Annotated in this window: 24 protein-coding genes and 1 pseudogene; 6 read left to right on the forward strand and 19 right to left on the reverse strand. The window is 39.5% G+C overall.

Going from position 1 to position 24,869, the window contains the following annotated elements:
- Positions 1–21: 21 nt before the first annotated feature.
- The 6 genes from Q8W26_RS14335 to Q8W26_RS14360 all read right to left on the reverse strand — a co-directional run bounded on the left by Q8W26_RS14335 (position 22) and on the right by Q8W26_RS14360 (position 6,350).
- On the reverse strand, positions 22–1,065 hold the full coding sequence (locus Q8W26_RS14335) for a succinylglutamate desuccinylase/aspartoacylase family protein (RefSeq protein ID WP_101213452.1): 1,044 nt from the start codon (positions 1,063–1,065) through the stop codon (positions 22–24).
- Positions 1,056–2,528 (reverse strand): hypothetical protein, encoded by a 1,473-nt coding sequence (locus tag Q8W26_RS14340; RefSeq protein ID WP_153071466.1) that lies wholly within the window; start codon positions 2,526–2,528, stop codon positions 1,056–1,058. The genes Q8W26_RS14335 and Q8W26_RS14340 overlap by 10 nt, the downstream gene beginning before the upstream one ends.
- 182 nt (positions 2,529–2,710) lie before the next feature.
- The gene (locus Q8W26_RS14345; RefSeq protein ID WP_305473672.1) at positions 2,711–3,409 is read right to left on the reverse strand and encodes an endonuclease/exonuclease/phosphatase family protein; all 699 of its coding nucleotides are present in this window, start codon (positions 3,407–3,409) and stop codon (positions 2,711–2,713) included.
- Positions 3,410–3,842: 433 nt separating this feature from the next.
- Positions 3,843–5,033, reverse strand: coding sequence for an amino acid aminotransferase (locus Q8W26_RS14350; RefSeq protein WP_101213449.1), 1,191 nt, complete (start codon positions 5,031–5,033; stop codon positions 3,843–3,845).
- A 245-nt stretch (positions 5,034–5,278) separates the two neighbouring features.
- Positions 5,279–5,524, reverse strand: coding sequence for a DUF2164 domain-containing protein (locus tag Q8W26_RS14355; protein WP_101213448.1), 246 nt, complete (start codon positions 5,522–5,524; stop codon positions 5,279–5,281).
- A gap of 124 nt (positions 5,525–5,648) precedes the next feature.
- A complete protein-coding gene (locus Q8W26_RS14360) occupies positions 5,649–6,350 on the reverse strand; it encodes a hypothetical protein (RefSeq protein WP_101213447.1) in 702 nt (233 codons plus the stop codon).
- A 493-nt stretch (positions 6,351–6,843) separates the two neighbouring features.
- Between Q8W26_RS14360 and Q8W26_RS14365 the strand changes: the two genes are divergently transcribed.
- The gene (locus Q8W26_RS14365) at positions 6,844–7,587 is read left to right on the forward strand and encodes a serine aminopeptidase domain-containing protein (protein ID WP_101213446.1); all 744 of its coding nucleotides are present in this window, start codon (positions 6,844–6,846) and stop codon (positions 7,585–7,587) included.
- Between the two features lie 91 nt (positions 7,588–7,678).
- Here Q8W26_RS14365 and Q8W26_RS14370 read toward each other — a convergent pair whose 3' ends face one another.
- Both Q8W26_RS14370 and Q8W26_RS14375 read right to left on the reverse strand, forming a co-directional pair.
- Entirely contained in the window at positions 7,679–8,071 is a 393-nt protein-coding gene (locus tag Q8W26_RS14370) for a VOC family protein (protein WP_101213445.1), read from the reverse strand.
- Between the two features lie 527 nt (positions 8,072–8,598).
- Positions 8,599–9,066, reverse strand: a complete 468-nt coding sequence (locus Q8W26_RS14375; RefSeq protein WP_101213444.1) for a hypothetical protein — start codon at positions 9,064–9,066, stop codon at positions 8,599–8,601.
- A 143-nt stretch (positions 9,067–9,209) separates the two neighbouring features.
- Between Q8W26_RS14375 and Q8W26_RS14380 the strand changes: the two genes are divergently transcribed.
- Positions 9,210–9,356 carry a hypothetical protein gene (locus Q8W26_RS14380; protein ID WP_305473673.1) on the forward strand — a complete coding sequence of 49 codons (147 nt, stop codon included), beginning with the start codon at positions 9,210–9,212 and terminating at the stop codon, positions 9,354–9,356.
- Between the two features lie 103 nt (positions 9,357–9,459).
- Here Q8W26_RS14380 and Q8W26_RS14385 read toward each other — a convergent pair whose 3' ends face one another.
- The 5 genes from Q8W26_RS14385 to Q8W26_RS17945 all read right to left on the reverse strand — a co-directional run bounded on the left by Q8W26_RS14385 (position 9,460) and on the right by Q8W26_RS17945 (position 12,178).
- On the reverse strand, positions 9,460–9,945 hold the full coding sequence (locus tag Q8W26_RS14385; RefSeq protein WP_101213443.1) for a GNAT family N-acetyltransferase: 486 nt from the start codon (positions 9,943–9,945) through the stop codon (positions 9,460–9,462).
- Positions 9,946–10,483: 538 nt separating this feature from the next.
- Positions 10,484–10,837 (reverse strand): hypothetical protein, encoded by a 354-nt coding sequence (locus Q8W26_RS14390; protein WP_101213442.1) that lies wholly within the window; start codon positions 10,835–10,837, stop codon positions 10,484–10,486.
- Between the two features lie 141 nt (positions 10,838–10,978).
- On the reverse strand, positions 10,979–11,275 hold the full coding sequence (locus tag Q8W26_RS14395) for a hypothetical protein (RefSeq protein ID WP_101213441.1): 297 nt from the start codon (positions 11,273–11,275) through the stop codon (positions 10,979–10,981).
- Between the two features lie 129 nt (positions 11,276–11,404).
- Complete coding sequence (locus tag Q8W26_RS14400; RefSeq protein ID WP_101213440.1) at positions 11,405–11,629, reverse strand: hypothetical protein; 225 nt, start codon at positions 11,627–11,629, stop codon at positions 11,405–11,407.
- Between the two features lie 441 nt (positions 11,630–12,070).
- The gene (locus Q8W26_RS17945; protein ID WP_153071469.1) at positions 12,071–12,178 is read right to left on the reverse strand and encodes a hypothetical protein; all 108 of its coding nucleotides are present in this window, start codon (positions 12,176–12,178) and stop codon (positions 12,071–12,073) included.
- On the opposite strand from Q8W26_RS17945, the pseudogene Q8W26_RS14405 reads away from it, so the two are divergent.
- Positions 12,141–12,335: pseudogene (locus Q8W26_RS14405) on the forward strand (transposase); the annotation flags it as partial. The gene Q8W26_RS17945 and the pseudogene Q8W26_RS14405 overlap by 38 nt on opposite strands.
- Before the next feature lie 556 nt (positions 12,336–12,891).
- On the opposite strand, the gene Q8W26_RS14410 reads toward Q8W26_RS14405, so the two are convergent.
- Positions 12,892–13,335: a hypothetical protein gene (locus tag Q8W26_RS14410; protein WP_101213438.1), complete on the reverse strand. Its 444-nt coding sequence runs from the start codon at positions 13,333–13,335 to the stop codon at positions 12,892–12,894.
- 500 nt (positions 13,336–13,835) lie between these two features.
- On the reverse strand, positions 13,836–14,672 hold the full coding sequence (locus Q8W26_RS14415) for an alpha/beta hydrolase (RefSeq protein ID WP_305473675.1): 837 nt from the start codon (positions 14,670–14,672) through the stop codon (positions 13,836–13,838).
- A gap of 207 nt (positions 14,673–14,879) precedes the next feature.
- Between Q8W26_RS14415 and Q8W26_RS14420 the strand changes: the two genes are divergently transcribed.
- Complete coding sequence (locus Q8W26_RS14420; protein ID WP_305473676.1) at positions 14,880–15,026, forward strand: hypothetical protein; 147 nt, start codon at positions 14,880–14,882, stop codon at positions 15,024–15,026.
- Positions 15,027–15,422: 396 nt separating this feature from the next.
- Here the strand turns inward: Q8W26_RS14420 and Q8W26_RS14425 are convergent, their stop codons facing one another.
- The 3 genes from Q8W26_RS14425 to fabV all read right to left on the reverse strand — a co-directional run bounded on the left by Q8W26_RS14425 (position 15,423) and on the right by fabV (position 18,928).
- Entirely contained in the window at positions 15,423–15,914 is a 492-nt protein-coding gene (locus Q8W26_RS14425; RefSeq protein ID WP_101213437.1) for a hypothetical protein, read from the reverse strand.
- Between the two features lie 135 nt (positions 15,915–16,049).
- Positions 16,050–17,255, reverse strand: coding sequence for a LanC-like protein (locus Q8W26_RS14430; protein ID WP_101213436.1), 1,206 nt, complete (start codon positions 17,253–17,255; stop codon positions 16,050–16,052).
- 473 nt (positions 17,256–17,728) lie between these two features.
- The gene (gene fabV / locus Q8W26_RS14435; RefSeq protein ID WP_101213435.1) at positions 17,729–18,928 is read right to left on the reverse strand and encodes an enoyl-ACP reductase FabV; all 1,200 of its coding nucleotides are present in this window, start codon (positions 18,926–18,928) and stop codon (positions 17,729–17,731) included.
- Positions 18,929–19,241: 313 nt separating this feature from the next.
- On the opposite strand from fabV, the gene Q8W26_RS14440 reads away from it, so the two are divergent.
- Together Q8W26_RS14440 and Q8W26_RS14445 are read left to right on the forward strand one after the other, a co-directional pair.
- A complete protein-coding gene (locus Q8W26_RS14440; protein ID WP_101213434.1) occupies positions 19,242–20,000 on the forward strand; it encodes a sulfite exporter TauE/SafE family protein in 759 nt (252 codons plus the stop codon).
- 25 nt (positions 20,001–20,025) lie between these two features.
- Entirely contained in the window at positions 20,026–20,703 is a 678-nt protein-coding gene (locus tag Q8W26_RS14445; RefSeq protein WP_101213433.1) for a thiol:disulfide interchange protein DsbA/DsbL, read from the forward strand.
- Positions 20,704–20,731: 28 nt separating this feature from the next.
- On the opposite strand, the gene Q8W26_RS14450 is transcribed toward Q8W26_RS14445, so the two are convergent.
- Complete coding sequence (locus tag Q8W26_RS14450) at positions 20,732–24,715, reverse strand: response regulator (RefSeq protein WP_101213432.1); 3,984 nt, start codon at positions 24,713–24,715, stop codon at positions 20,732–20,734.
- Between the last annotated feature and the right edge of the window lie 154 nt (positions 24,716–24,869).

A 24,869-nucleotide genomic window follows, 5' to 3' on the forward strand; every position in this document is an offset into this window, starting at 1 on the left:
GATTTTATGTCTAGCTTCTCATTAGCGACCATTATGTTGATCGGCTGTTAGGTAAAACAAACAATCGGCCTTTGCTATCTCGGCGATAGTGGTTGCCATAAACACCTTAAGGTGTTTTGCACATAATAATTGATTGCCTTTAACACAGAAGTAGTCAGAAATCAGGTCTTCCCCCTCATCACCAATGAGCGATAAATTGGCTAAGCCTAAATGATCAACCCACCCAAGTAATTGCCCTTGAGTAGCGCTGCCATAGTTAAACTGTTCAATGGTGGATTTTAGTGTGACCCCATCAAATCCTTCATCATGCTCGCTGTAGGCCAGCTCGACGTCGTCATTAATAGTTAGGCGTAACGGTTTAGAAATAATATCAATTGATTTTTCTTGGTGTGGTTTATTAACATCCTCACAGCGACTAATGAGTTTAAGACCATGATAAGCCACGTGATGAGCTTGTTCATCATTACTGCCACCACATTCAATGGTAATGATTGGGCAACCAAAGTCTTGCTCCATCAACGCACCTAAATGGATACCCGATAGAATCATGGTTTGGCAGAAGTAAGAGGCCAGCGCTAATACATTGGATGTCAGCAGTGGGCTAACTGCAAAGGCTGGCCCAGAACCAGATGTGTTATGAAGGTCGATCACCAATTCTGGACTCACTTCACTGATAGCCTGTTTAATTAGCGCAGCGCGCAGCCCATAATCAACCGGCGTTGGTTTAGTGAAGCAGCGATTAATATCTTTGCCACCTTCAAGGTAACGGTGTGATAACAATGGCTTCGCTGTCGCGGCTTCAACAGAGCAAATAATAAAACGCATATTGGTTAATGGGACTGGCTGCTGTCCCTGATTTGTTAGCCAGCGATGAATGGCAATCAGGCCTGAGGGCTCATTGCCGTGCAACAATGTCGTGAATACTCGGCATCGGCTGGGATCTTGACCTTTGATATCGATGACGGTTGGGCAGGTTAACGATAAGAGAAATTGCTGATAGTCTGCGCCTAATATCACTTGCTCAGGATCGCTCAAATAACTGACCTCATTAAAATCTATGTCCATTGTTGCTCCCATTCGGTCACAGGTTGTTCGGATTGATTAAATTGTAAGTAAAGCTGCACTAAATGACGACAGGCTTGCTCTTTATTCATCGTTTGTTCGAGTGCTGTTAGTGTTTGTTTTTGCCAAATCGCCCCATTGATTTTTCGCTCGAGTCGCTGTTCAATGATCCTCAAATAATAATCCACTTCACTAATATCAACGCCTAAGCTCTGTAAGCCTTGCTCTGCAATTATGAATAAAGCAGTGATGATATCCCTTATAGGGGTTATTTGTGGCTTGTTTGGGTGGCGTAATGGCCACAGTAACTGAGCATCAAGTCCATGTTTCGCGGAACGATAAAAGTTGTATTGAGCAAATTTAAAAGGGATCACGCACAGTAACCGCTCGACGTTATTGGCTAACCCGTTCGCTAAGCCTATGGCAAACGCTGCCGTGGCAAGCATATCAACATTCGATGGCCCGGCGGGTATTGCTCTAAACTCGAGCCGAATATGGCCATTTCCGTCAGGACAGTACACGGGGCGTAGCCAAGGCCATATAGTGCCTAGATGGGTGACTAATTCACTAAGTTTAGGAAGCCCATCGTCTGGAGCATCATCATTTAATTGAGGGATCAATGGCGGGTACAACGCCACTGCCTGAGCAAACAGCTCCCAAGGGCTATGCCTTAACCAGCCGTGCCCGAAGCTAACACGCGCTGAGCGAAATAAATTAGCTGCTTGACGTCTGACATCGATAGACTGCTTAAATAATGCAATACGGGTTTCATCCCATAGTTGATGGCCAAGTAAAATAGGAGAGTTAGCACCAATGGCTGTGACTAAAGGCAGCGTTAATAAAGCTGCATTATACACGTCACAAAAGCGCGAGTAGGGCACCATTAAATGACATTGAAAGGAAGCATTGGCTCCCTCTGAAGAAATATCCTTAAAGCGAGTATTTAAGGGCTCTTTACCATCAATATTTATTTTAAAAGATCCGTGACGTTGTTGATATAAGTGCTTTGCAAGGCAATGGTAGCGGGGGATATCGGTCATATAATCTACGGTTAGGTGCTTTTTATTCAGGGTCGGGAGAATGCCAATCGCTAGCGCTTGCACTCCACACTTATTGGCAGCTTGGTTAATGTGATGAGTCTTACTGATAAGCTCTTGTTGTAATTGGCTAAATGGTCGTCCATGTTGTAAAACGGGGCTAAGGTTAAGTTCTAAATTAAACTGATTGAGCTCGGGTTGTAGCTGAGAATCTTGCAATTGCGCGATAAGTTGTTGATTACTACAACTTGGTTGGGCTTGTTCGTCAATTAAATAATATTCTAGCTCTGCCCCCATTTTTAAGGGGTCGTGTCCAAATGTTGGCTGACTGATAACACCCGCTAATTGTTCAAGCTGACTATCTAAACGCTGTTTGAACTCGGTAAATTGAGTTTTGGTGAATTGCCGATGGTGGATTGTTCTACCCATAATAGCCCCACGATTGCTACTGTTGATAGCCATTTGACCGTTTTAATGGGCAAAACACTAACAAGCGTTATGCTCTTTCGCTGGCTATTCTTTTGTTACTCTTTTATTAGCATGGCAGACTTTATCGAAAATAGATGTTGATTTTGGTCAATAAATAGTCACTAACGGTAATCGAGATCAAATTATTCTTTAAAAATTAGCTGGTAACTCAAACCGAGGTGATCGCTTCCGGCAACATAGAATGTATTAAAATCATTGATTATCAGATGGCTGCTAATTAAGCAGTGATCGATGGGAATGCCCGTAATTGCGCCCAAGCGCTTAAACGAGTCTTTAGGGTGCCAAGAAGCATACAAGCCCACTTTTGAGATACAAGGTGTTAATTTAAAATGTTGTGGAAAGTGGCTTGACCATGGCGTTGTATTGAAATCGCCAGCCACCAACATTGGTTTTAAGGCATGTTGCTCAACCACCGTTTGTAGGTTAGCCAGAATAAAGTTTCTTCGTAGCCAATTCTCCTGATTGCGTGCAGAAGGGGGGTGAAGCATTATCAGCTGTAATGGTCGTCCGTGTTGTTGTACCTCCATCGTGATAACAACACCTTTTCCGGGCAATATCTGTTCAATAACAATGTTATTAAGTGGGAAACGACTGATCACTCCCATACCATCTGGAAAACCAGCGTTATCTTTGGCCCCATAATGATAAAACTCAGGTAAAAGGCTTGAGAAATACTGATGTTTCTTTTGATTTACTTCAAATAGCAAATACACATCCGCTTGGTGATCACTCAACTGCTTCAGAGCTTGTGATAAGTGGACATTAAAATAACTCAAATTCGCTTGGACGATATGTAATTTTTTGCTGTTTTTGCTAGACACCGTAGGGCTTTTAATGAGGAACTGATAATTTTGAATCAAAAAAGTGCTTAGTATTAATGAACACATCAATAATGAAAAAAGGCGACTCCAGAAAGTTAAGCATAAACTAAAGATGAGACCAACAATGGCATATTGAACTTGAAAGTGACTTAGTTGATCTAAAAGAAAATACTGTCCAGTCATTTCTAAACTGGGAAGTAACAGTAAGCAGAGTGTTATGAACACTAAAAGTGTGATGATATGTTTCACAAATCCCTCCAGCAATAATTCTTTGAGTCTAGTTCAACTAGATAAAATTGCTCAGGTTTTTTATGAGATAGGCCATGTTACAGAATGGTTTTTACAACGAAGCCTCAGAATATGAGTTATGCCCAGAGGCTTCGCTGGTTATCGTTTAGTGACACTAAAATAGTGATACTCGATCAATTAAGGCTTATTTGATGACCTTAGCGATTGATTGAGCCAAGTACTCTACATTGGTTTTACTAATACCAGCAATGCTGATACGGCTAGAATCCACCATATAAATACTGTAGTCATTGATCAGGGTCGCGACTTGCTCAGGGGTAATGCCGAGGAAAGAGAACATCCCTGATTGACGGGTAATAAAGCTAAAATCACGCTCAACGCCCTGTAGCTTTAAGTGTTCAACCAATAATTGGCGGTTTGTGGCAATACGATCACGCATTTGAGCAAGCTCTTGATGCCATTGGCCAGTGAGCTCGTCAGAGTTTAAAATCGTGCTAACAATAGCCGCGCCATGCGCTGGTGGCATAGAATAGATACTACGTACCACAGATAAAGCCACAGAATAGGCAATATCAGCCACATTGCTGTTTTTAGCGACTAACGTAAAGCCACCGATTCGTTCACGATAAAGACCAAAGTTTTTCGAACAAGACGTACACAACAAGACTTCATCGAGTTCTTTAGCCATTAAACGTGGCCCGTATGCATCTTCTTCCAGTCCTTGGCCAAAGCCTTGGTAGGCCATATCAATCAGAGGAGTGAAGCCCTTTTCCTTGGCTAAAGCGGTGACTTGTTGCCATTGTTCTTTGGTTAAGTCCATACCACTTGGATTGTGACAACAAGCGTGAAGTAATACGATATCACCTGCAGGTACATTGCTTAATGCGCTAAGCATGCCGTCAAAATCTAAGCATTTATTTTCGTAATCATAATATGGGTAGCTAGCGATGTTTAACCCAGCCGCACTAAACAAGCCTTCATGGTTGGCCCATGTCGGATTACTTAGCCAGATGGTAGCGTTTGGTTTACAGGCTTTAATAAATTCGCCAGCAACACGTAATGCACCAGTACCGCCCGGTGTTGACAGAGTGCGGCTGCGATTTTGACTAATCACATCGTGCTCACCAAAAACAAGCTCGCTGATTAAGCGGTTAAACTCTGGTTCACCCGTTGGGCCGATATAAATTTTTGATGTTTCGTTATCAATACGGAACTGTTCAGCGGTTTTAACGCAGGCAAGGATTGGCGTGTGGCCTGCATCGTCTTTGAATACACCAACACCCAAGTCGACTTTGTTTGGGTTAGTGTCTTGGCCATAAGCTTTTAAAAGGCCTAAGATAGGATCTGCTGGCAGCGCCGACAAGTGTTCTAACATAATGAATTTCCTTGCTGAATCTTTTTCTATAATCAAGAGTCAATTAATTTAACGCAGATTACCTTAGCTGCATAGAGACTAAAGTAACTTATTTTTAACATTAACTGTAAATAGGCGGGAAAAAGTTTACAGTTAATGGGATAAAAGGCCGTGAGTGTAAATTAAATCGCACTTGAACGTAGGCAAGCCCGTCAAGTGCACGTTTTGTGACCCCCATTATTATTTAAATAAGAGTTATAACAGTATTAACTAACTTCTTTTTCAATGGCGTAAATATCATCATCGATTAATTCGATTTTTGACTCAAAGATGGCACGCGCATCATGGAGCCCTCGATTGTAATAATATCCGCCAACTTCTTTTGAAAAGAAGTCTAAAAGAAACTCTGCATCAAATTGACCAATCTCTTGTTGAAGCTCTGCCTCAAAATACGATTGAAGCTTTTCAACGATGGCCTCTTTTTCTTGATTTGTAAATTCAACATCTGACATTTATAACAATTTTCCTTAGGTATATAACATTACATATTTTTGACAAAAAACGCTCACCGCTTTGCTACTATCAAATGAAGCAATACAGTGAATAGAAAGTCAATGATTGTGGGGTTCTGTTTCGTTAAGTAGTATTTTTTCGTTCAGCAGCATCGATTAGCTTTATTACTTCTTCAGGCTCCAACTCTAGAATAAAACCTGTCCACCATGCAATAAACTTGGTTCGCCACGCTTCAACTTCAAGGGTAAAACGATAAGTTCCTGGCGTCGATGGTGCATAGATTTCATCCAACGTCTTTGCGATGTCTGGGTATAAGCTATTCACTAAATCAAATGTGCTGCTTTTCATGGTTTTTCTAACTTGAACTATTTCATCAATGTTTTCAAAAAATAATCGATAGTTTTTGATTTCATTTTTATATTTTTCAATTTCAGGTTTATGCAACTCTTTGATAAGCGATTTATTAAACTCTCCACCAATCTCGTTAAGATAGCCTTTTAAAAACGTTCGTCTTTTACTCGGACTATTCCACTCGTCAAGCTCATCAGGATCTAGATTTAACGTAACTACGATAGATATCTCGTGCACTAAGGCTTTGGGGATCTCGAGCTCGTTATCTAAAAAGAGCTGACCTAGCGCGATAATCTCATTGCTATAGTCCAAGTCATCACTGGGTATTTTCCCGTCATAGTAGATATCCTTATAAAAGCGATAAATTTTTTCGGCTCCCCAGCGTTGAATATTATCTGCAATAAAATCATCCCATTGGGTTTTAAAATCTAGCGCGTCATCATTACCTAAAGCCGTTTCATCCCAAGCACCCATCGTATCTCCTTATTCGTTTCGTATGTTTCAAAAACAGCTGAACTGGCGAGGTTAGCAGAACATATAATTTACTATGCAATGTTGGTCACGGCAAACAGTAATCCGCTTGAAACGATGAAACACATCGAGCCCTTAATTGTTTGTATTTAAATCTATTTAATACGAACTTAAGCATACTTATGTAACTTATTTTGACCGTGATACCCCTAAGACAATAGCTAATGGCCGATGTTATTACGCGGCAACCATAGGCTAACCTTAATGCTAGTTTTTTAACGACAAGTCCGAAAATGAGACTAAGAGGCCTAAAAAAGTCCGTTACCGGACATCGGTGGGGTTATAAAATAAAAATAACACTATAATCAACTGAAATTTAAGGGAATATTGTATTGGCTCAGACTTTGCTTAGGTTTAGACCTTGCTAAGAAAGGCTTAACATCTTCAAAACGATTTAAGAACAATAAAAGTGTCAATACAACAAACAGGAAAGTTTATGAATGAACTTATAAAAATGATGTCTATCGGTTTATTTGCGGTATCAGTTTCAAGTCAAGCTCAGGATATTACAGTCACGACTGACGAAGGCTTTGAGCTAGCAGCAAGTTATTACCAAAGTAATACCACAAGTAATCGTGGCGTTTTGTTATTACATCAGTGTAATTACAATCGAACTATGTATAACGAGATCGGGCAGCAATTGTCGAACCGGGGGATTCATGCATTAAGCCTAGACTTTAGAGGCTATGGTGACAGTGCCAAGGGCAAATTCACACAAGCAAAAGTTGAAGCATTACCAAGAGAAGAGCAAACAAAAGTTTTACAAGAAATGTATGCTCATTGGCCTCAAGACGTGCAATTAGCTTACGATACACTAAAAAGTAAAATGCCAAAAGAGAGCATCGTTGGGGTTGTTGGTGCAAGTTGTGGTGGCTCTCAAGCAATTACATTAGCGAAAAATAACTCGGTTAATGCAATAGCTTTCTTTTCTTCAGCTCAACGAAAGGAAAATATTACTCACTATAAGAATAACCTAGCTGATAAACCCACGCTGATTATTGCCTCAGAGAAAGATACCCGCACTTATGAAAGTGCTCAACAATTGTTTACTGCGTCGACAAACATGAGTAGCAAATTGATTTCTTATAAAGGCAGCGAGCATGGCTATCCGTTATTAGATAGCGATACCATGTTAGGCAGTAATATCGTCAATTGGTTAGACAATCATTTAGTAAAGTAGCTTTGGCTGCCAGTTTACACATTAATGCATCATGTATTATGTATATTAAGGGGGCACTGAACGTGTCCCCTGTTGCTTGTCACTTTGAATGTTAACCGTCAACTTGCTCATATAACTCTAATGGAAGTCCGTCGGGGTCTCTAAAAAAAGTAAATTTTCGCTGGGTAAATTCATCTATCCTAATGGGCTCTACATCCAAACCATGAGCTAGCAGGTAATCTCTAACGCACTCGACTGACTCGACATTGAATGCCAAATGCCTTAAACCAAGCGCTTCTGGAAAACTTGGCCTATCAGGTGAATTAGGAAAAGAAAATAGCTCAATTTGGCCACCATCGGGTAACTTTAAATCGAGCTTAAAGGAGTCACGCTCTTCTCGATAACTTTCAGCGATCACTTCGAGGCCAAGAATTGAGGCATAAAAATGCTTAGATTTTTGATAATCTGAGCAAATGATAGCGACGTGATGGATAGATTTGAGCACAGAATCTCCTTGTTTTCTAATTGCTTGCGTTATGTTTCACTGTAACCGTTTGATAGTTTCACATGGCAATGGCCATCAGGGCTAGGTTTAACAGAAATGCTATCGGCGACAAATACACGGTCAGAAAAAGTCATTTTTACTTTGTTGTTTGAATCGTCCTCAAAGGTTGCTAATTTCACCTCACAGTTTTTGAGGGTTAATTCATTGATGTTGTTCTGTTGTAACCCGGTGCTATCTTCTGTCTGTCGAGTTGTACCAGCGATTATGGTTATATGTCACTTTAATGATTTATTGGGGCTTGTTTAAGACTTTGTTTATAAAATATTGAGATGTTAAAAGTTAAAAAAGATAGTACGGTTGCCTCCGGCATCATCTGCATTGTTTGAAACAAAAGCTGAGCTTAATCACTTAGATTATTCATCACTGGCCCCACCTCACTATTTATTATAAAGGGAAGGGCTCTGGGCTTGTCCAACACCCGAATGAGGTGACGGCTACGAGACACCGATGCTTGTCTGTTATGTGTTTTATTCACCAAGCCATTTGAATTTGGCTTCTTTAATTATTTTTATAAATTCAGTCTTGGTAATTTTACCACTTGCCAAATCATCTTCAGCTGGCCAAGCAACTTTTTGATACTCGTTTTCTATAGCAGCAAGAATATAACCTAGTTCTCTTTCAGTGATATTTTCTTTATGGAAATGATGCATCGCGAGTTTCTTATTCCACAACTCACCTTCTGGCGGTGAGGGTAAAGTGAAATCAAGGGTTAGAAGCCTGTCATCTGATATTGTAAACCCTTTTGCTATAGAGTCTTTAGCACACTCATAAAGCATATAATCAATAGAGTCTTGAAGGCCGTAAAAGTGCCAGTCAAAACCAGCTTTACAACCACCGATGACTTCACCGTCTTTATCAGTAATATCGATGACTCTTTCGGCACAACCTGAAAGACAAAACAAGATGACAACTGCTCTTAACAAATTTTGAAACATCAAATGAACTCTTCTAAATACATAACGCTGCAGGAAATGTGGGTTATACTTGGCTAAATTAGCGAGGAACGAGCGCCAGCGCAGTTGTTCGTGCTTAATCCAGACTGGCCACCTGTCAGTGGTCTATCACTGGAGCACTCGCAATGAACACTGCCGAACAACAATGCTTTAATCCCCTTTATCAACAACATCTTATCAACCTTTGCTTGCTAGGTAAACGCCCATCACCCATGGGGGCTTATATTCGCGCGGGGCGTCGTATAACAGAAATAAATAAAAGACAGGCATAATCATATCACCAAAATTACAAGCTCAGTGAGAAGGGTGAAATTCCTGCCTGCCCCTTAATTATTCGATTCTTGTTTGTTATGTGCTCATTGTGTGAGCCTTAATTTAAAAAGTTAACAGCATATCATTCCATTGGGCACCGCCATGACTTGAATCCGACACACCTTGATGAATAAATCCAAAGCTTTGGTAAAACTTAACAAGGTGATCTTTACAAGTAAGTACCATACCTTTATGTTTGCGGTTTTGGCTAAACGCAATAAAATATTTGATAAGTGCCGATGCATACCCTAGGTTTTGGTATTCAGGGTCAACTGCCAAACCAAATACAGTTTGGTATCCACCTTGAGGGCAATGAAGATTACTATCAGAATACAACGCATCAGGAAGTTCCGGAGCATTGTAGATACAGCCGTTAATGTGACCAACAACAATACCACCACTCTCAAGTACAAAAAAACATTCAGGAAAAGCTGAAAATCGTTTTTTAAATGACTCTAATGGCGCAGCTTCAGACTCGGAAAAGCAAATTTCTTCTATTTCAGCCATACGGCTAATGTCTTCTTTCATAGCTTGACGAATTTTGTACATTTAAATTCCTTTCTATATTGGAGATTTTGCCTACAACATTTTGTAAGGTTGACAACTCTCGGAGTAAATATCTGGGCACATAACGCCCGCATAAATTGCGGATAATGCTTGGCTATAATTAGCGAAGAATGAGCGTCAGCCAAGCGTTTGACGTCATTTTTGAAGCGCTTGTTGAACGAAGCCGCTCGTGACAGAGTATACGCGCGCGGTGCTTCCTATCACAGAAAGAAATAAAAGACAGGCACAAACATATCACCATAATTACAAGCTCAGTGAGAAGGGGGAAATTCATGCTTGCCCCTTAATTATTCGTTTTCAAAACACCCAGCTTTTTGAATATTAAAGTCAAAACTAAATGAACAGGAACAAACACCAACATAAAAGCAAAAAACTGAATCCAGCTATTATTTGAACTGAAAAATACAATATTACTTTTTAACTCTAACATTTCACAAGCCTGCTGTTTTGTGCCCTTTGTTTAACGGGCTTGTCCAACACCCGAATAAGGTGTCGGCTGCGCGACACCTATTCTTGTTTGTTATGAATTGTACGGTTTGTTTGAAGTTATTTTAGAAAAGCCTTTTATTAACTTATAAACAGACCAGAACCAAACGGCTAATAAAACAAAATAGCCAACAACAAAAAATAGAAGAATAAAGCCAATGATAGATAGCCCTAGACCCCACCAAAAAATATTAATTATATTTGAATAATGATCTTCAAAGAGAGTGCCTACAGCATCATCTTTTTTTACCATTGCCCAAATAGCGCCAATAACCCAAAATATGCCAGTAAAAAGTCCAACTCCCATGAGCCCGTAAGCTATAAGAGCATTGGTTTTCGCTGCATCATCTTTGCTAGATAAGCTAATTGTTGTTTCTAATTCAGACATCTTTACATCCCTTGTATAGTTAAATAATAAAAATTCATAACGCCCATTTAAGAGGCTGCTAATAGTTTGCTAAAATTGTGTTGCGAAGCGAAACTGAGCAAACTGTTAGCAGTCCTGCTTTAAATTCTTGTTATATTTACATTACTCTAACACCTGATTTAGGTAAGTTTCGACATCTGCGCTTTCATCATTAGCTAATTTGATATTAAGGATGAATGTGGATAGAGCAAGCCAACCAATAGCAAAGCTGAAACTGAATACTAAAAATAATATTAAAGAAGGAATACCACACCAAATTAACACGGTTAATAATCGGCTAGTGATATTTAATGGTTTGTCTTTTCTATATAGCTTAACTGCGTTATTTACGATCTCGATTTTCTTACTATGCTTGAGATCTTTTAGCCTTTTGTCATCATAGAGCTTGAAATAAAACACTGAATCTCCTCGTAAATATACCGCCCCTATAAGCCGAGAGCAATGCTGGCGTATTGATTGCGCCTTTTGTTCTCTTCAATCAATGTGACAGCGTTGCGAATCAGCCTTCATGGGCTTGTTATTTCGCGATTATGTATCATCTCGCAGTCTATTTCTCGCACCTTCAATTATGGATTGCCACTCTTTAGAAAAAGGCTCAGGAAGAGACTTTTCAAATAAACAGGTTAGGTTCCACAATGCGCGTTCCTCTGCTTTGTCATGAATACTCAATTTATCTTCGTTGGAAAAACGTGAGAGGAAATCAAAAAGCACTAATGCTTCATCCTTTGTTAATTTAATCTCAACGTCGTCCATAAATCTCACTAGCGAAATAACAGCTTATTGTACGGTGACGACTGCGATATTTGTTCGTCTCGAGTAGCTGATTTTAAAAGAGAAACTTAGCGTAAATATGTTTTTATTACAAGCGATTATATGTTTATCGCTATTTCTTTCTTCTTACTTAGCGGCCAAAAAAGTATGTTAATGCTGCAAATTGTAATAAACCTAAAGGGCAGAGTGTAAAGCCGGTGTTCAATGTAATTTTTATCGATAAAGTGAGCAAAGGGGGCTGGTTAGAAAAATTATCTCTGTAGTCAGTCGAGAGAGGGTGTATTTGCTAAGTTCGTTTCGTGAGTGTTCAATTAACCCCTTTGATACTTTAATAAAAAAAGACCCCCAGTCATCGGAGTGTCCAATGGCTGGGGGGCAATTTGCAATGACTGTGAAACTTTTGTAGTGCAGTTAGCGAATCGATTAAATATCGATAACGTCAAATTCAACTTGTGGCCAAATATCGCGACACGCTTGTTGAATGTCATCGCGCAGTTCCCAGTCTACCGTGACATTTAGCGACCAAGACAGTCAAACGAAAACACGTAAGTATCGTACCTTACCTACACTCAAGTTTTTATGGCTTATCTTGCAGCATGTGCTGCCTAAGGGGTTACAGCGAGTACGTGATTACGGTTTTTTACACGGTAACGCCAAAGCCTTACGCTTGCGTATCCTCAGCCTGTTGTTATCGCTAACATACTGGCTCGTTCCAGCCCCTCAACCGACACCACCACGCGCTAAGCGGTACCGATAATAAGAAGAATGGCATCAACAAAATAAGAGGAGCAATATGAGAAGAACAACAACTGAAAATAGCTAACCACTTGATATCACGTGAACACCTTGCACTATTTACTATAAAAGGAAGGGCTTCGGGCTTGTTCAACACCCGAATAAGGTGTCGGCTGCGCGACACCTATTCTTGTTTGTTATGGGCACTTTTCTCCGTGCTCATCGTACGGATATTTTTGCAAACTAGTACAGTCATTTCCATAACACTTAACAATAAAATTAATACAACGCCCACTGCCTGTATACATGAATGAAAAATCGGCAATAGCTCTATTTTTTGATATTGATACAACCAAATTCTCATTCGGTAAATCATTTCGTTCTAAATATTTAATGACAGTTTGAGTAGCCATTTTTTCCATTTTTGGAGTAAGTTGTTGAGTTGAATCACTACAACCAAAAATTAAGATTATAATCACGAACGAAAATATTACACGAAACATGACTGCTTACGGAATCCGATTAATGCCCTTGTTAGGTACGTGTTTGTTATACCAACAAATTATAAACAATGCTATTGGCACACTAAAAAGACTTGTTGCCCACCCTATAACAATTGAAGTCCAATGCTCATAAAAACTTGGATTATTGATCCAAGCGCTATTTGACCAAATAAAAGCGGGCAAAAGAGCAACCGCTAAATACAATAAATAACGCTTAGGTTTTAGCACATGAATTAAGAGTGCCAAAGGAAAGCCCAACACAATATTTAGTATAAAATCGTGAAAATAAATCAATGCACTAATCCATTGATAACCTGCAAAGTTATCTAATAACCAATTAGTTATAGGATTAAATAGAGGGATATAACCCCAAGCTGTAACCAATAGAGCATAAAAAATAACACCAAATGAAAATGCTAAAGCTAACGATCTATATACTTTGGATTGCATAATTCTTCCCTGAGTACCTAACAGCTTATTGTACGGCGACGACTGCGATATTTGTTCGTCTCGCGTAGCTGATTTTAAAAGAGAAACTTAGCGCAAATATATTTTTATTACAAGCAATTATATGTATATCGCTATTTCTTTCTTCTTACTTAGCGGCCAAAAAAGTATGTTAATGCTGCAAATTGTAATAAACCTAAAGGGCAGTATGTAAAGCCGGTGTTCAATGTAATTTTTATCGATAAAGTGAGTAAAGGGGGCTGGTTAGAAAAATTATCTCTGTAGCCAGTCGAGAAAGGGTGTATTTGCTGAGTTCGTTTCGTGAGTGTTCAATTAACCCCTTTGATAGTTTAATAAAAAAAGACCCCCAATCATCGGGGTGTCCAATGGCTGGGAGTCACTTCACAATGACTGTGAAACTTTTATAGAGCAGTTAGTGAATCGATTAAATATCGATAACGTCAAATTCAACTTGTGGGTTAGTATCAGCGTCGCAATTATCACTACTCTTTGAACAGCCAATACAACCCTTGAATTGCAGTAGTTGGGAACGCAGTTTCATGATTTGCGCCTTGAATAGTTAATAGCTTTACTTTTGTATTAGGGAATAATTCACCTGATAGCTTCAACTCAAGTTCCTTTGCACCTTTAACCATGTCGTGTTTTGGCGAATCCAGTTGAATAGTCTCATTAGCACCAACAGCAATAAACACCTTGTGCTTATTTAAATTAGGATCTGTTTTAATTTTAAGAATATCATTATCTTTAAACCAAACAGATGGGCTGCCTAGGACATAATTATTAAACATATCAGGTTTAGTAAATAATATGTATGCCCCAAATAGTCCACCAAGTGAATTACCAACAAAAGTCCTAGATTCATTTACTCTGTAGTTTTTTTCAATGAAAGGGAAAACTGACTTTTCAATAAAACTAATATGTTCTTTCGCTTTTCCTGTTTGAAACTTCCAGCTTGAATCTTCAGTATGAGTATAGTCACGAATCCGACTAGAGGGGCCTTTAGATCCTTTTGAGTATGAAATCCCGACAATTATTGCCTCTTTCATTTTTCCTGTATTCATTGGAAATCTAGTAGCGCCAGATACAATTTGGAAACTATACCATGCGTCGGTTAAGTAGATAACAGGATATGACTTATCTTCTTGGCTGTTATATGAGCGTGGTAATTTTATAAAAAGAGGGTAAACCCTTCCGGAATCAGGATCTTGAATCTCGATAACATTACTTCGAGGAATTTCAAAGGTATTTCTATCTTGAGCTTTGACTAATTGAATAGAATTAATGAAAAGAAATATGAAAATATAAGGTAGAAATTTCACCCAAACTCCGTTTTGCGTATAACGCCCATTTAAGGGACTGATAATAGTTTGCTAAAATTGTGTAGCGTAGCGAAACCGAGCAAACTGTTAGCAGTCCCGCTTTAAATTCTTGTTGAACGAAGCCGCTCCGCGGCAGAGTATACTCGCGGTTGTTCATACTTAACCAGATAAACCACCACTTGGTGCGTTTTAACTGGAGACATCACGATGAACACCGCCGAACAACAACGCTTTAATACCCTTTATCAACAATATCTTACCAACCTTCGCGTGCTAGGTAAACGCCCATCAACCATTGATGCTTATGTCCGCGAGGTGCGTCCCGTCACAGAAAGAAATAAAAGACAGGCATAAACATATCACCATAATTACAAGCCCAGTGAGAAGAGGGAAATTAATGCATGTCCCTTAATTATTCCAACCGACACCACCACGCGCTAAACGCATTTGTCCTTGTTGCCACTGAAGTGGCATCACGCGAACCAGCTAAGCGATACCGAGAATAAGGAGAATGGCATCAACAAAATGAGAGGAGCAATATGAGAAGAACAACAACTAAAAATAGCTAACCACTTGATATAACGTGAACACACGTTATGCACTAACACGACTTGGCTTGAGTTTATTATTTAGGCTTGATCACCACTGGTACACCTTGCACTATTTACTATAAAAAGAAGGGCTTCGGGCTTGTCCAACACCCGAATAAGGTGTCGGCTGCGCGACACCTATTCTTGTTTGTTATGTGCATTACTCATATTTTTTCAATACTTCAAAAATCTCTTCTGACAAAGTATTAAATTTACTTTGAATAGAATCTGATAAAACCTTGGGATTGTCAAAATCTGGGTTAGCAAGCATGACAATTTCAAAGATAGACCACTCTGGCATTAAGTTTTCGTTTACCCAACTAACACCCTGTAACTTTTTCCAATAGTTGATCTGTACATCTTTTGTTTGACCCAGCAGCCATAACTCGAAACGTGCTTCTTGGTGATTAAGCACAATTGCCAATTTGAGCTTACGTTTTTTAAGGAAATCGTTTTGCAAATAAAAGTAAGTAAAGTCGATATAGCCGTGTAGTATATTTGCAACCGAAAATTGCCCCTTATAGTTTTTATTAAACTCTGTTCTGAGACCTTGTATTCTCCCAACAAGGCTTTGATAAATTTCTTGTATTTCCCCGCTAGCAAACGCTTTTTTGTAGGAAGGGATCCTGTCATTGATATTCTTTACTGACATTTATCTGTAATCTCCGATCCTTACTGGCACATAACGCCCTGTTAACAGGCAAAAAATAGTTGATTAAAATAAGCGACGAAGGAGCAAAAACCAACTGTTTTTGTCCTTGTTTAACAGCTTGTTAGCACTATATACTTAAAATAAATCCAAGCCCGGTATAGCCGCTTTTTCAGGATACATGCAATGATATAAATATATTGCAAGCCCAGCGTCTCCAGTCCATAAGGTAAATCGGCCTTGCCCGTAATGCAAGCGTGCTTTCTGGCACTGCTCAATAGAGTGCATTGCGAATTTTCTTGCTCTCTCAAGCCATACCGACTTCCCCGTTTTTTGGTACAAATACAAAAAGGCGTAACCGTTACCAGATGTCCCATGACAGATATTAGAACCTTTTAGGAGAGGCCCTGCTTGCCAAACTAGCTCCCCCGTTTCGTCTAACAACTCATCAAGTAGTTTAGATTCAGGTGAATCAATCGCTGGTGTTCTTGACATTGCTGTAACAACACCTGCTGCTCCGTGACACCATTGAACAAGCAATTTATCAATATTTGGTTTAGTACAGAGCGTCCAATTTGCTAAGTTATCTTTTTGTTTTACTGAAATATTTAAAGTAGCAACCGTACGCTTAATTATCATTTCGGTGTAACCCTCGGGTAATAAATCAGCGCCTTGTAAAAGAATATTGGCATTGCCAGTTATACCATGGCAAGCACCATAATAATGCCGCTTAGGCCCAAATACTTGGCTTTGCCAAAGCCATTCGCCCGTCTCGGTATCTTGTGTCCAGTTATCCATTAATGACTTTGCGCCCTTAACAAACAAATCTTTCCAATGACTTTTACCCGACTTCCGATAAAGAGCTAGGGCAGCATGCATCATTCCACTTTGTCCAGAAGTTATTTCATACAGAGGAAGATCTATAGTATCTTCCATGCATCGCATAACTAGTCTTGATAATTTTTCATTATCAGGTTGCACTAACATTGCGGGCATTAGTATGCCGAGTTCACCTATTTGTAAGCCCGGCTCTACTGATACATCAGGTGTTTTCAAAAAAGACTGGTAAACACCTTCAATTAACCCTGACAAATCATTTACTTTATATCCATATTCGTTAAGGATTTGTAAAGCGTGAATTGTGCCTGCAGCCCCTGCGTATGCGGACCATTTAGGCCCAACTCTAGGGTAGCTTTCTGCATCAAGTGGATGCGTGGGCCAACAAGCATCAGGTAATAGTGAGCGCTGAATATCATCGATAATTGACGATATTTCTGCCTGCACAATATTTTTATCCCATGAGGTTTTGGTGAGAGGTTCGTGACGATCTTTATCAAATAACATTATGTATAAAACTTTTCATCAGATTGTGATTAACCCTGCCTGTAGTGCTAACAGCTTATTGTACGGCGACGACCGCGATATTTGTTCGTCTCGCGTAGCCGATTTTAAAAGAGAAACTTAGCGTAAATATGCTTTTATTACAATTAATTATATGTTTCTCGCTATTTCTTTCCTCTTATTAGCTGTCAAAAAAGTATGTTAATGCTGCAAATTGTAATAAACCTAAAGGGCTGTATATAAAGCTAGTGTTTAATGAGGTTTTTTTATCGATAAAGTGAGTAAAGGAGGTTGGTTAGAAAAATTATCTCTGTAGCTAGTCGAGAGAGGGTGTATTTGCTGAGTTCGCTTCGTGAGTGTTCAATTAACCCCTTTGATACTTTAATACAAAAAGACCCCCAGTCATCGGAATGTCCAATGGCTGGGGGTCACTTCACAATGACTGTGAAACTTTTGTAGAGCAGTTAACGAATCGATTAAATATCGATAACGTCAAATTCAACTTGTGGGTTAGTATCAGCGTCGTAATCAACACCGTCAACTTCAAAGCCGAATAATTGTAAGAACTCTTTCTTATAACCAGCGTAGTCGGTTAGTTCGAAAATGTTTTCGCTGGTGACTTGTGGCCAAATATCGCGACACGCTTGTTGAATGTCATCGCGCAGTTCCCAGTCGTCAAGACGGAAACGATTTTTATCATCAGTCTCGATGTTTTGCTCATTGGTGTAAAGTTTAGTACTAAATAAACGGAACACTTGATCCATACAGCCTTCGTGAATACCGTGTTCTTTCATCACTTTAAATGCCATTGAGATGTATAGTGGCATAACAGGAATTGCTGAACTTGCTTGAGTTACTACAGATTTTAATACAGCAACGTTAGCTTGACCGCCAGTGCTTGAAAGCTTAGTGTTCAATGCTGATGCTGCACGATCTAAATCTTCCTTAGCTTTACCTAATGCGCCATCCCAATAGATAGGCCAAGTAAGCTCAGTACCGATGTAGCTGTAGGCAACTGTTTTACAATCATCAGTTAAAACGCCCGCTTCGTGTAGCGTGTTAACCCATAATTCCCAATCTTCACCGCCCATTACTGTAACCGTGTCATCAATTTCAGCTTGTGTTGCTGGCTCGATTGACGCTTCAATAATAGTGTCTTTGTTGGTGTCGATTGCTGTAGAAGTGTATGTTTCACCAATAGGTTTTAGGCAAGAACGAATCACTTCACCGCTGTCAGGTAGTTTACGTACTGGTGCAGCAAGAGAATAGATGATTAAGTCGATTTGACCTAAGTCTTCTTTAATTGTTTCAATAACTTTCGCTTTTGCTTCGTGTGAGAAGGCGTCGCCATTAAAGCTCTTTGCGTATAAGCCAGCTTCATGAGCCGCTTTATCAAAAGCCGCAGCGTTGTAATAACCCGCAGTACCTGTTTTACGTTCAGTACCCGCTTTTTCAAAGAAAACACCAATGGTGTTAGCGCCGCCGCCAAAAGCTGCACTGATACGTGATGGCATACCGTAGCCGCTTGAAGAACCAATCACTAATACATTTTTAGGTGCATTTTCTAATTTTGGTTGCGCTTTGGTAAATTCAATTTGCTGCTTAATGTTTGCTTCACAGCCAGTTGGATGAGTAGTGGTACAGATGAAACCACGAATTTTAGGCTTGATTATCATTGATATAACTCTTTTTACTTAGTTAGTTGATTGTGTCAGTCGTTGTACCTTAAAGAATAAAAACTTTCATTGATACAATTTTGCAGCCACTATACTACAAATCTGTAGAAGTGCTGCTCTGATTAGTTACTTATTTAGCCGATTAATTAAAAGGTATTGCTCATTATCATACTGAATTTAATCAATAAACGAACGGTTGCCTAGCTCATTAGTCTGATTGTTTTGTTTCACTGATGCCGTACACTAAGCGATTATTTTGCAAAGCTTTCTTTGTGATAGAACATCTTTTAATCGCCTTTTAATTGAGTAAACCATGAGTGATATCTTTTTCTATACTATTTTAGCGATAACCGGGCTGTTTGCTGGGGTGATAAATACATTGGCCGGTGGTGGGTCAAACCTGAGCATTCCAGCGTTGATGCTCATGGGCATGCCAGCGGATGTCGCTAATGCCACTAACCGTATTGGGGTGTTATTCCAGTCAATAACGGGTGTGGCAGGCTTTGCCAAACACAAAAAACTACCGACAGACAACTTAAAGGCAATTATCTTTGTCACTATTGTAAGTGGTTGTTTAGGTGCCTTGAGCTCAGGGTTGTTTTCGGCTGAGGTATTAAAATATGTGTTGTTAGGATCGATGATTTTAATGTCATTGGTGATGATTTTTTTTCCTGCAGTGATAGCCAAACGAGATGAGAGCAGTGCTAAAACGATTACACTTCACCCTAAATCGTGGGGGATGCTATTTATTGCTGGCTTTTACGGTGGCTTGATTCAAGCTGGGGTTGGCTTTATCTTACTCGCGGCACTGGCTGGCGCATTGCAATATGATGTGGTGAGAGCAAACGCCTTAAAGTTAGTGTGTACCTTAGTTTTTACCATTGCTGCAGTGGCCATTTTTATCTATCAAGACCTCATTATGTGGTTGCCAGCTATGGCTTTGGCCGCTGGTAGTGTGTGTGGAGCATGGTTAGGAGTTCGGGTGTCTCTTAATATTTCACCACAAACAATGCGTTGGCTGTTATTATTGATGACCTTGATAGCTACTTGCTTAGTGCTATTGAAAACATAATCAATTATCGAAGAGAAAATGTACTATGAAAGTAACCTTGAAACGAGATGTGCTTAAATTACCACTGTTTATCTTAGCGTTTGTCGGGTTAACGGCTTGTTCACCAGAACCAGAAGTAACACAACAGTCCGCGGCAAATGAGTTTAAAGTTGGGGTTGATTATGAGGTAATTAGTGAACAAGCATCAATCAAGCCGAAAGTGGTAGAACACTTTTCGCTTTATTGTGGTCATTGCTTTAGAAATGAGCCCTTGTTCGCATCCCTTAAACATCAGTTAGGTGACTCTGCACCGTTTGAACGTAATCACGTGATTTTTTTACCTCAGTCCCGTCCTGAATGGGGCAAGAATATGACGTTCGCAGTGGCTGCTGCAAGGTTACTAGGCGTTGAAGACGCGGTAGTTGAAAAAGTATTTTCTTCACATTTTGTTAAAAATCAGTTCATTGGCAATATTGGCGAATTGAAACAAGTCTTTAATGAAGTAGGTATCTCAGAACAACAATTTATCGATACAATGAATGATGAAAAGGCATTATTGTTAGTTAAAACAATGGCTGAACAAGCGAAACAAGATGGTGTTCGCTTTACGCCAGATCTAATTGTGAATGATAAATACCGTGTGATACTAGAGCGCCTTAGCGGCGTGGAAAATGGCGATAAACAACTGGCTAACTTAGTCAAATACCTGCTGACAAACCCGTAAATCACTCAATATGAACACATCTCATCTGTTATGAGGTGTGTTCACTGTACAACCATATCCTCATCATCGCTACTAAGGCGTCAATATTGACTGGTTTGGTTAAGTAATCACTTGCGCCTGCTTCCATGCACTTTCGGCGATCTTCTTGGCTGGCTTTTGCTGTTAACGCAATGATAGGCAACTGTTTAAATTGGTCTTGTTGACGAATTTTTTGCATTGCTTCATAGCCATCCATGACGGGCATCATAATATCCATTAAAACGATATCTATTTGGCTGTTTTCAGCGAGTTTGTCGAGCGCTGTTTGGCCGTTATCGGCTAATTCAATGGTCAGGTTATGTTTTCTTAATGCCTTAGATAAAGCAAATGTATTACGTAAGTCATCGTCGACAATTAACACATGGCGCTGTCCTAAAGTTTGACAACCTGCTTTTTCTTCGAGAATTAGAGGTGAAGTTGTCGTAGGTGCTTCATCTGTAATCGTTAAGTGCTCTTTATATAGCTCTGACATGGTCTTTGAACAACTAAATCGTTTATAAAAGGCATCAATTTTTTTGTGTAACTGTAAATTCGCTTTTGTTTGGCGAATGTGTTGATTTTCGATGGTTTCATCTTCAACGATTAGATGACAATGAAAAGACGTTAATTGTTGCTGTTGTTGTTGTGTTGGTGAGTGCTCAACATAAAGTAGCAAAGGGATCTGTTTATTTGAAACACAACGATGGTTGTGGCGTAACCATGTCAGAGTATCATCGTTTAGCTTTGATAGTTTGAGCATAACTCCCGTTACAGAAATACGCGTGTTCCCAATATGATGAGCCAACTCGTCTAAATGACGAGCCATTACAAATTCTAATTCATATTTGACCACAAATGACAGGTCTGTTGTCAGTTGGCTATCACTGTCTTGATAAATGAGTATTTGTTGATGCGGTGTCGCGGCACTTTGATCTCCGAGTCTAATGTTATGTTCATTTAAATCATGATGGATATACTCAAGTGATTGAAAAATATTTGGAGACACAAAAATATTGAGCAATTTATACATCTCATAGTCTGACAACGGTTTTTTGTGGTAACTCGACGCTCCCTGCTCAAAGACATAATCAGGTGTATACTTTTCGGTATTATATTTTAAATTAACTAACGATGACTGCACCTCAGAGTCTTGTGGGTTAATCAATGCGTGTACTGGGATAAAGCGTGTTTCGATATTATTGTTCAGACTCTGTAATAGGTTTACCCCTGACGCTTCCACCAATTCAATATTTAAGATAATTGCACAGGGTTGATACTCAGCAATCAGCGTTAATGCGCGTTTGACTTTCTTAGTGTCTAAGCATTGAAAACCAAGCTGTTTAGCTTTTTTTGTTAATTTTTGACACAAGTTAACATCATCTTCAATGATGATAATCACTTGAGGTGAGTTTTCTAAATGAGGCACTGTCTGTGCTTTAGGTTGCAGTGCAATTGGGTTATTTTGTGGGGCTAACTTCGTACTGGCAGTCTGTTCGAACTCGCGCTGTAATGGTAAGAACAGCGTAAAACGACTACCTTGATTGAGTTGGCTGTCGAGGGTTAGTTGCCCCCCAATAATGTCCGTTAATTGTCTTGATATTGTCAAACCTAAGCCTGTCCCTCCATATTGACGGCTGGTGGAACGGTCTGCTTGTTGAAACGCGTCAAAAATAATGGCTTGTTTTTCAGGTGATATACCAATGCCAGTATCATTAATTTCAATGGTGAGAACTTGACCAAATTCTTGATGTGAATTGTTCGAAATACATACTGATACTTCGCCGTGATGGGTAAACTTTAGTGCGTTTGCTAGCAAATTCTTTAAGATTTGCTGGGTTTTTTGAATATCTAACTTAATCGAATCGGGCAAGCTGTCACTGATTGAAAATGTCAACGTTAAGTGTTTTTGTAAAGCGACAATACTGAATTGCTCTTGTAGTGATTTTACCAACTCCCGAATGTCACAATACTCGAATACCGGCTCCATTTTACCTGCTTCAACTTTTGAGAGATCTAAAATGTCATTGATCAAACTGAGTAATTCGTAACCACTGCGGTGAATAATGCTCGCTGATTGCACTTGTTCTTCATCGAGGTTGCCTTGCTCGTTATCACTGAGAAGTTGTGAAAGGATAATCATTGAGTTAAGCGGGGTTCTTAATTCATGAGACATATTAGCGACAAAGTCAGATTTAAACTGATTGGATATTTCGAGCTGTTTTGCTTTTTGAGCGAGTGACTCGTTCGACAGTTTTAGTTGGTCAGACTGTTTTTTTAATTGTTGCTCTGACTTGGCTAACTGTTCAGTTTGTTGCTGAGACTGATTAAGCAGTGTTTGTAGTTTCTTGTGTGCCTTTGCCACCATCAAGGCCGTGGCAATTGACTCGCTAATAAATGTGATGAACTGTTGGCTATTGGGCGGTGGTGTCGAGTCGAGCCAACCAAGTTCAATCACCCCGACTAATTGGTCATCTTTCATCAGTGGATAAATCATTAAATGATCATATACCTCTGTGCTTTGATTAGTTGCGTTGGTGCTAACTTCCGGGACAACCTTACCTAAATAGCGTGGTTTATTTTGCGCAGCAACTTGTGCTAACACACTGGCAGTATTGTTTAGTGATAATTCAATCGACGGTCGTTGTTCACTTGATATGTCTTGATTTAAACCGCCAGACAATACCAAGTGTTGATTACTTACGGTGTATAACCGACCCAATGACGCCTGTAAATAATCGGTAACAAAAGTCACAATGTTATTGGCTAAGTCCGTACTAATTTGATTGCCTCGCATGGTATGAGAAAGCTGCTCTTGGCCTTCTTGCAGCCAGCGATGAGCCGCACTTTCATTAAAAGCGAGGCTGATTTTAGCAGACATGTCATTGATTGAATTAGCCAGTCGACTCAATTCATCGCCCGAGTGAACGGTTACCTGTTGTTCTAACTCGCCATTGGCAATTGCATCTGTTGTTTCCACCATTTCTAGAATAGGTTTGGTGAAACGTCGCGCAATAATCAATGCGATAAAAAATAGTGGAATAACTAAAGCAATAGCGATAGCGTAAATAATGGTTTCACGGTTACCTATATCTCTTAACGCTTCTGCTTTATTCATTTTGACAACCATCGCTAAGTTAAACTTATAAAGAAAATCCCATTTGGCAAAAACGGGTACTTGTCGATAGTCATTGCCTAACTCGAGTCCAGGGCTTAATTGAATCGCTTGTTGAATCAGACTATTTGTGGCAGATGTTGAGTTGAATTCATTGAACGAGCCAAAACGCGACGGTGCAATCAAATGGGCTCGTTGGTTGATATTAACAGCAATTAAGGTTTCACCAGTTTTATTGAGCCCGGTGTAATCACGTAAAATTGGTTCTAGGAACTCTGGGTACAGCTGAAAAGCAAGCGCACCAATTAATTGACCGTCCTGAATAACAGGGCTGACAATGAATGACGAATAATGATTGTTGTCTCCACTATAGGGGTAAAACGGTGAAAATTGTGTTTTCTGCGTGGTGAGAACATGTTGAAACGTTTGCGAAAAATGGCTGTGATTAAATGGCCCATTCAATAAGTTGGTGCTGAAATCACCTTGTTGCTTTAAAGAAAAAACGATATCGCCCGCTTTAGAAATAAGATAGAAATTGTTTAACCCTTCTTGCTGCAACAATTTTTGAACAAACGGCCGCGCTTCATAAGTAACTTCATGCTGATTTTTAGCCGTTTTGTTAAGCTCGAATTTGGCCGTTAACTCGGCTAATTTATTAACAGTTCGTGGAATAAGGCTGATTAATTCAGCATGTTCTATTTGTTCTTCAAACAGTATATCAATCAGTTTTTCTTTTTGATTAAAGATCGCATCGATGTGCGCCAAGGTTGTTTGTTGGTGAATGTTTTGCGCCGAACGTAAACTTAAAAACTCCGTCACAAACATCGGAATGGTTGCGCTAAGGAGAATAATTAACAAGAGTCGATGTTGCATGCGTTTCATTCGAAAACCTTGGGTTGATGACTGCTTTAATAGTCAATAAGAAGTGGGTCTACACCCGTCAAGTTATCACAAAATATCTCAGCTGTTTATTACTTTTTACATCAGTGGATTAGTTGTACTTTAGCGCAACATTAATAGATAATCAGTCAATTGT

The organism is Psychrobium sp. 1_MG-2023 (assembly GCF_030689115.1).
GTDB lineage: Bacteria > Pseudomonadota > Gammaproteobacteria > Enterobacterales > Psychrobiaceae > Psychrobium.

Bases quoted from the DNA above. Each gene is read 5' to 3' on its own strand.
- Q8W26_RS14445 (WP_101213433.1), top strand. From the start codon at position 20,026: ATGAAAGTAACCTTGAAACGAGATGTGCTTAAATTACCACTGTTTATC.
- Q8W26_RS14420 (WP_305473676.1), top strand. From the start codon at position 14,880: ATGAACACCGCCGAACAACAACGCTTTAATACCCTTTATCAACAATAT.
- Q8W26_RS14440 (WP_101213434.1), top strand. From the start codon at position 19,242: ATGAGTGATATCTTTTTCTATACTATTTTAGCGATAACCGGGCTGTTT.
- Q8W26_RS14430 (WP_101213436.1), bottom strand. From the start codon at position 17,255: ATGTTATTTGATAAAGATCGTCACGAACCTCTCACCAAAACCTCATGG.
- Q8W26_RS14360 (WP_101213447.1), bottom strand. From the start codon at position 6,350: ATGGGTGCTTGGGATGAAACGGCTTTAGGTAATGATGACGCGCTAGAT.
- Q8W26_RS14400 (WP_101213440.1), bottom strand. From the start codon at position 11,629: ATGGACGACGTTGAGATTAAATTAACAAAGGATGAAGCATTAGTGCTT.
- Q8W26_RS14410 (WP_101213438.1), bottom strand. From the start codon at position 13,335: ATGCAATCCAAAGTATATAGATCGTTAGCTTTAGCATTTTCATTTGGT.
- Q8W26_RS14365 (WP_101213446.1), top strand. From the start codon at position 6,844: ATGAATGAACTTATAAAAATGATGTCTATCGGTTTATTTGCGGTATCA.
- Q8W26_RS14350 (WP_101213449.1), bottom strand. From the start codon at position 5,033: ATGTTAGAACACTTGTCGGCGCTGCCAGCAGATCCTATCTTAGGCCTT.
- Q8W26_RS14375 (WP_101213444.1), bottom strand. From the start codon at position 9,066: ATGTTTCAAAATTTGTTAAGAGCAGTTGTCATCTTGTTTTGTCTTTCA.
- Q8W26_RS14450 (WP_101213432.1), bottom strand. From the start codon at position 24,715: ATGAAACGCATGCAACATCGACTCTTGTTAATTATTCTCCTTAGCGCA.
- Q8W26_RS14390 (WP_101213442.1), bottom strand. From the start codon at position 10,837: ATGTCTGAATTAGAAACAACAATTAGCTTATCTAGCAAAGATGATGCA.
- Q8W26_RS14355 (WP_101213448.1), bottom strand. From the start codon at position 5,524: ATGTCAGATGTTGAATTTACAAATCAAGAAAAAGAGGCCATCGTTGAA.
- fabV (WP_101213435.1), bottom strand. From the start codon at position 18,928: ATGATAATCAAGCCTAAAATTCGTGGTTTCATCTGTACCACTACTCAT.
- Q8W26_RS14385 (WP_101213443.1), bottom strand. From the start codon at position 9,945: ATGTACAAAATTCGTCAAGCTATGAAAGAAGACATTAGCCGTATGGCT.
- Q8W26_RS14425 (WP_101213437.1), bottom strand. From the start codon at position 15,914: ATGTCAGTAAAGAATATCAATGACAGGATCCCTTCCTACAAAAAAGCG.
- Q8W26_RS14335 (WP_101213452.1), bottom strand. From the start codon at position 1,065: ATGGACATAGATTTTAATGAGGTCAGTTATTTGAGCGATCCTGAGCAA.
- Q8W26_RS14380 (WP_305473673.1), top strand. From the start codon at position 9,210: ATGAACACTGCCGAACAACAATGCTTTAATCCCCTTTATCAACAACAT.
- Q8W26_RS14340 (WP_153071466.1), bottom strand. From the start codon at position 2,528: ATGGGTAGAACAATCCACCATCGGCAATTCACCAAAACTCAATTTACC.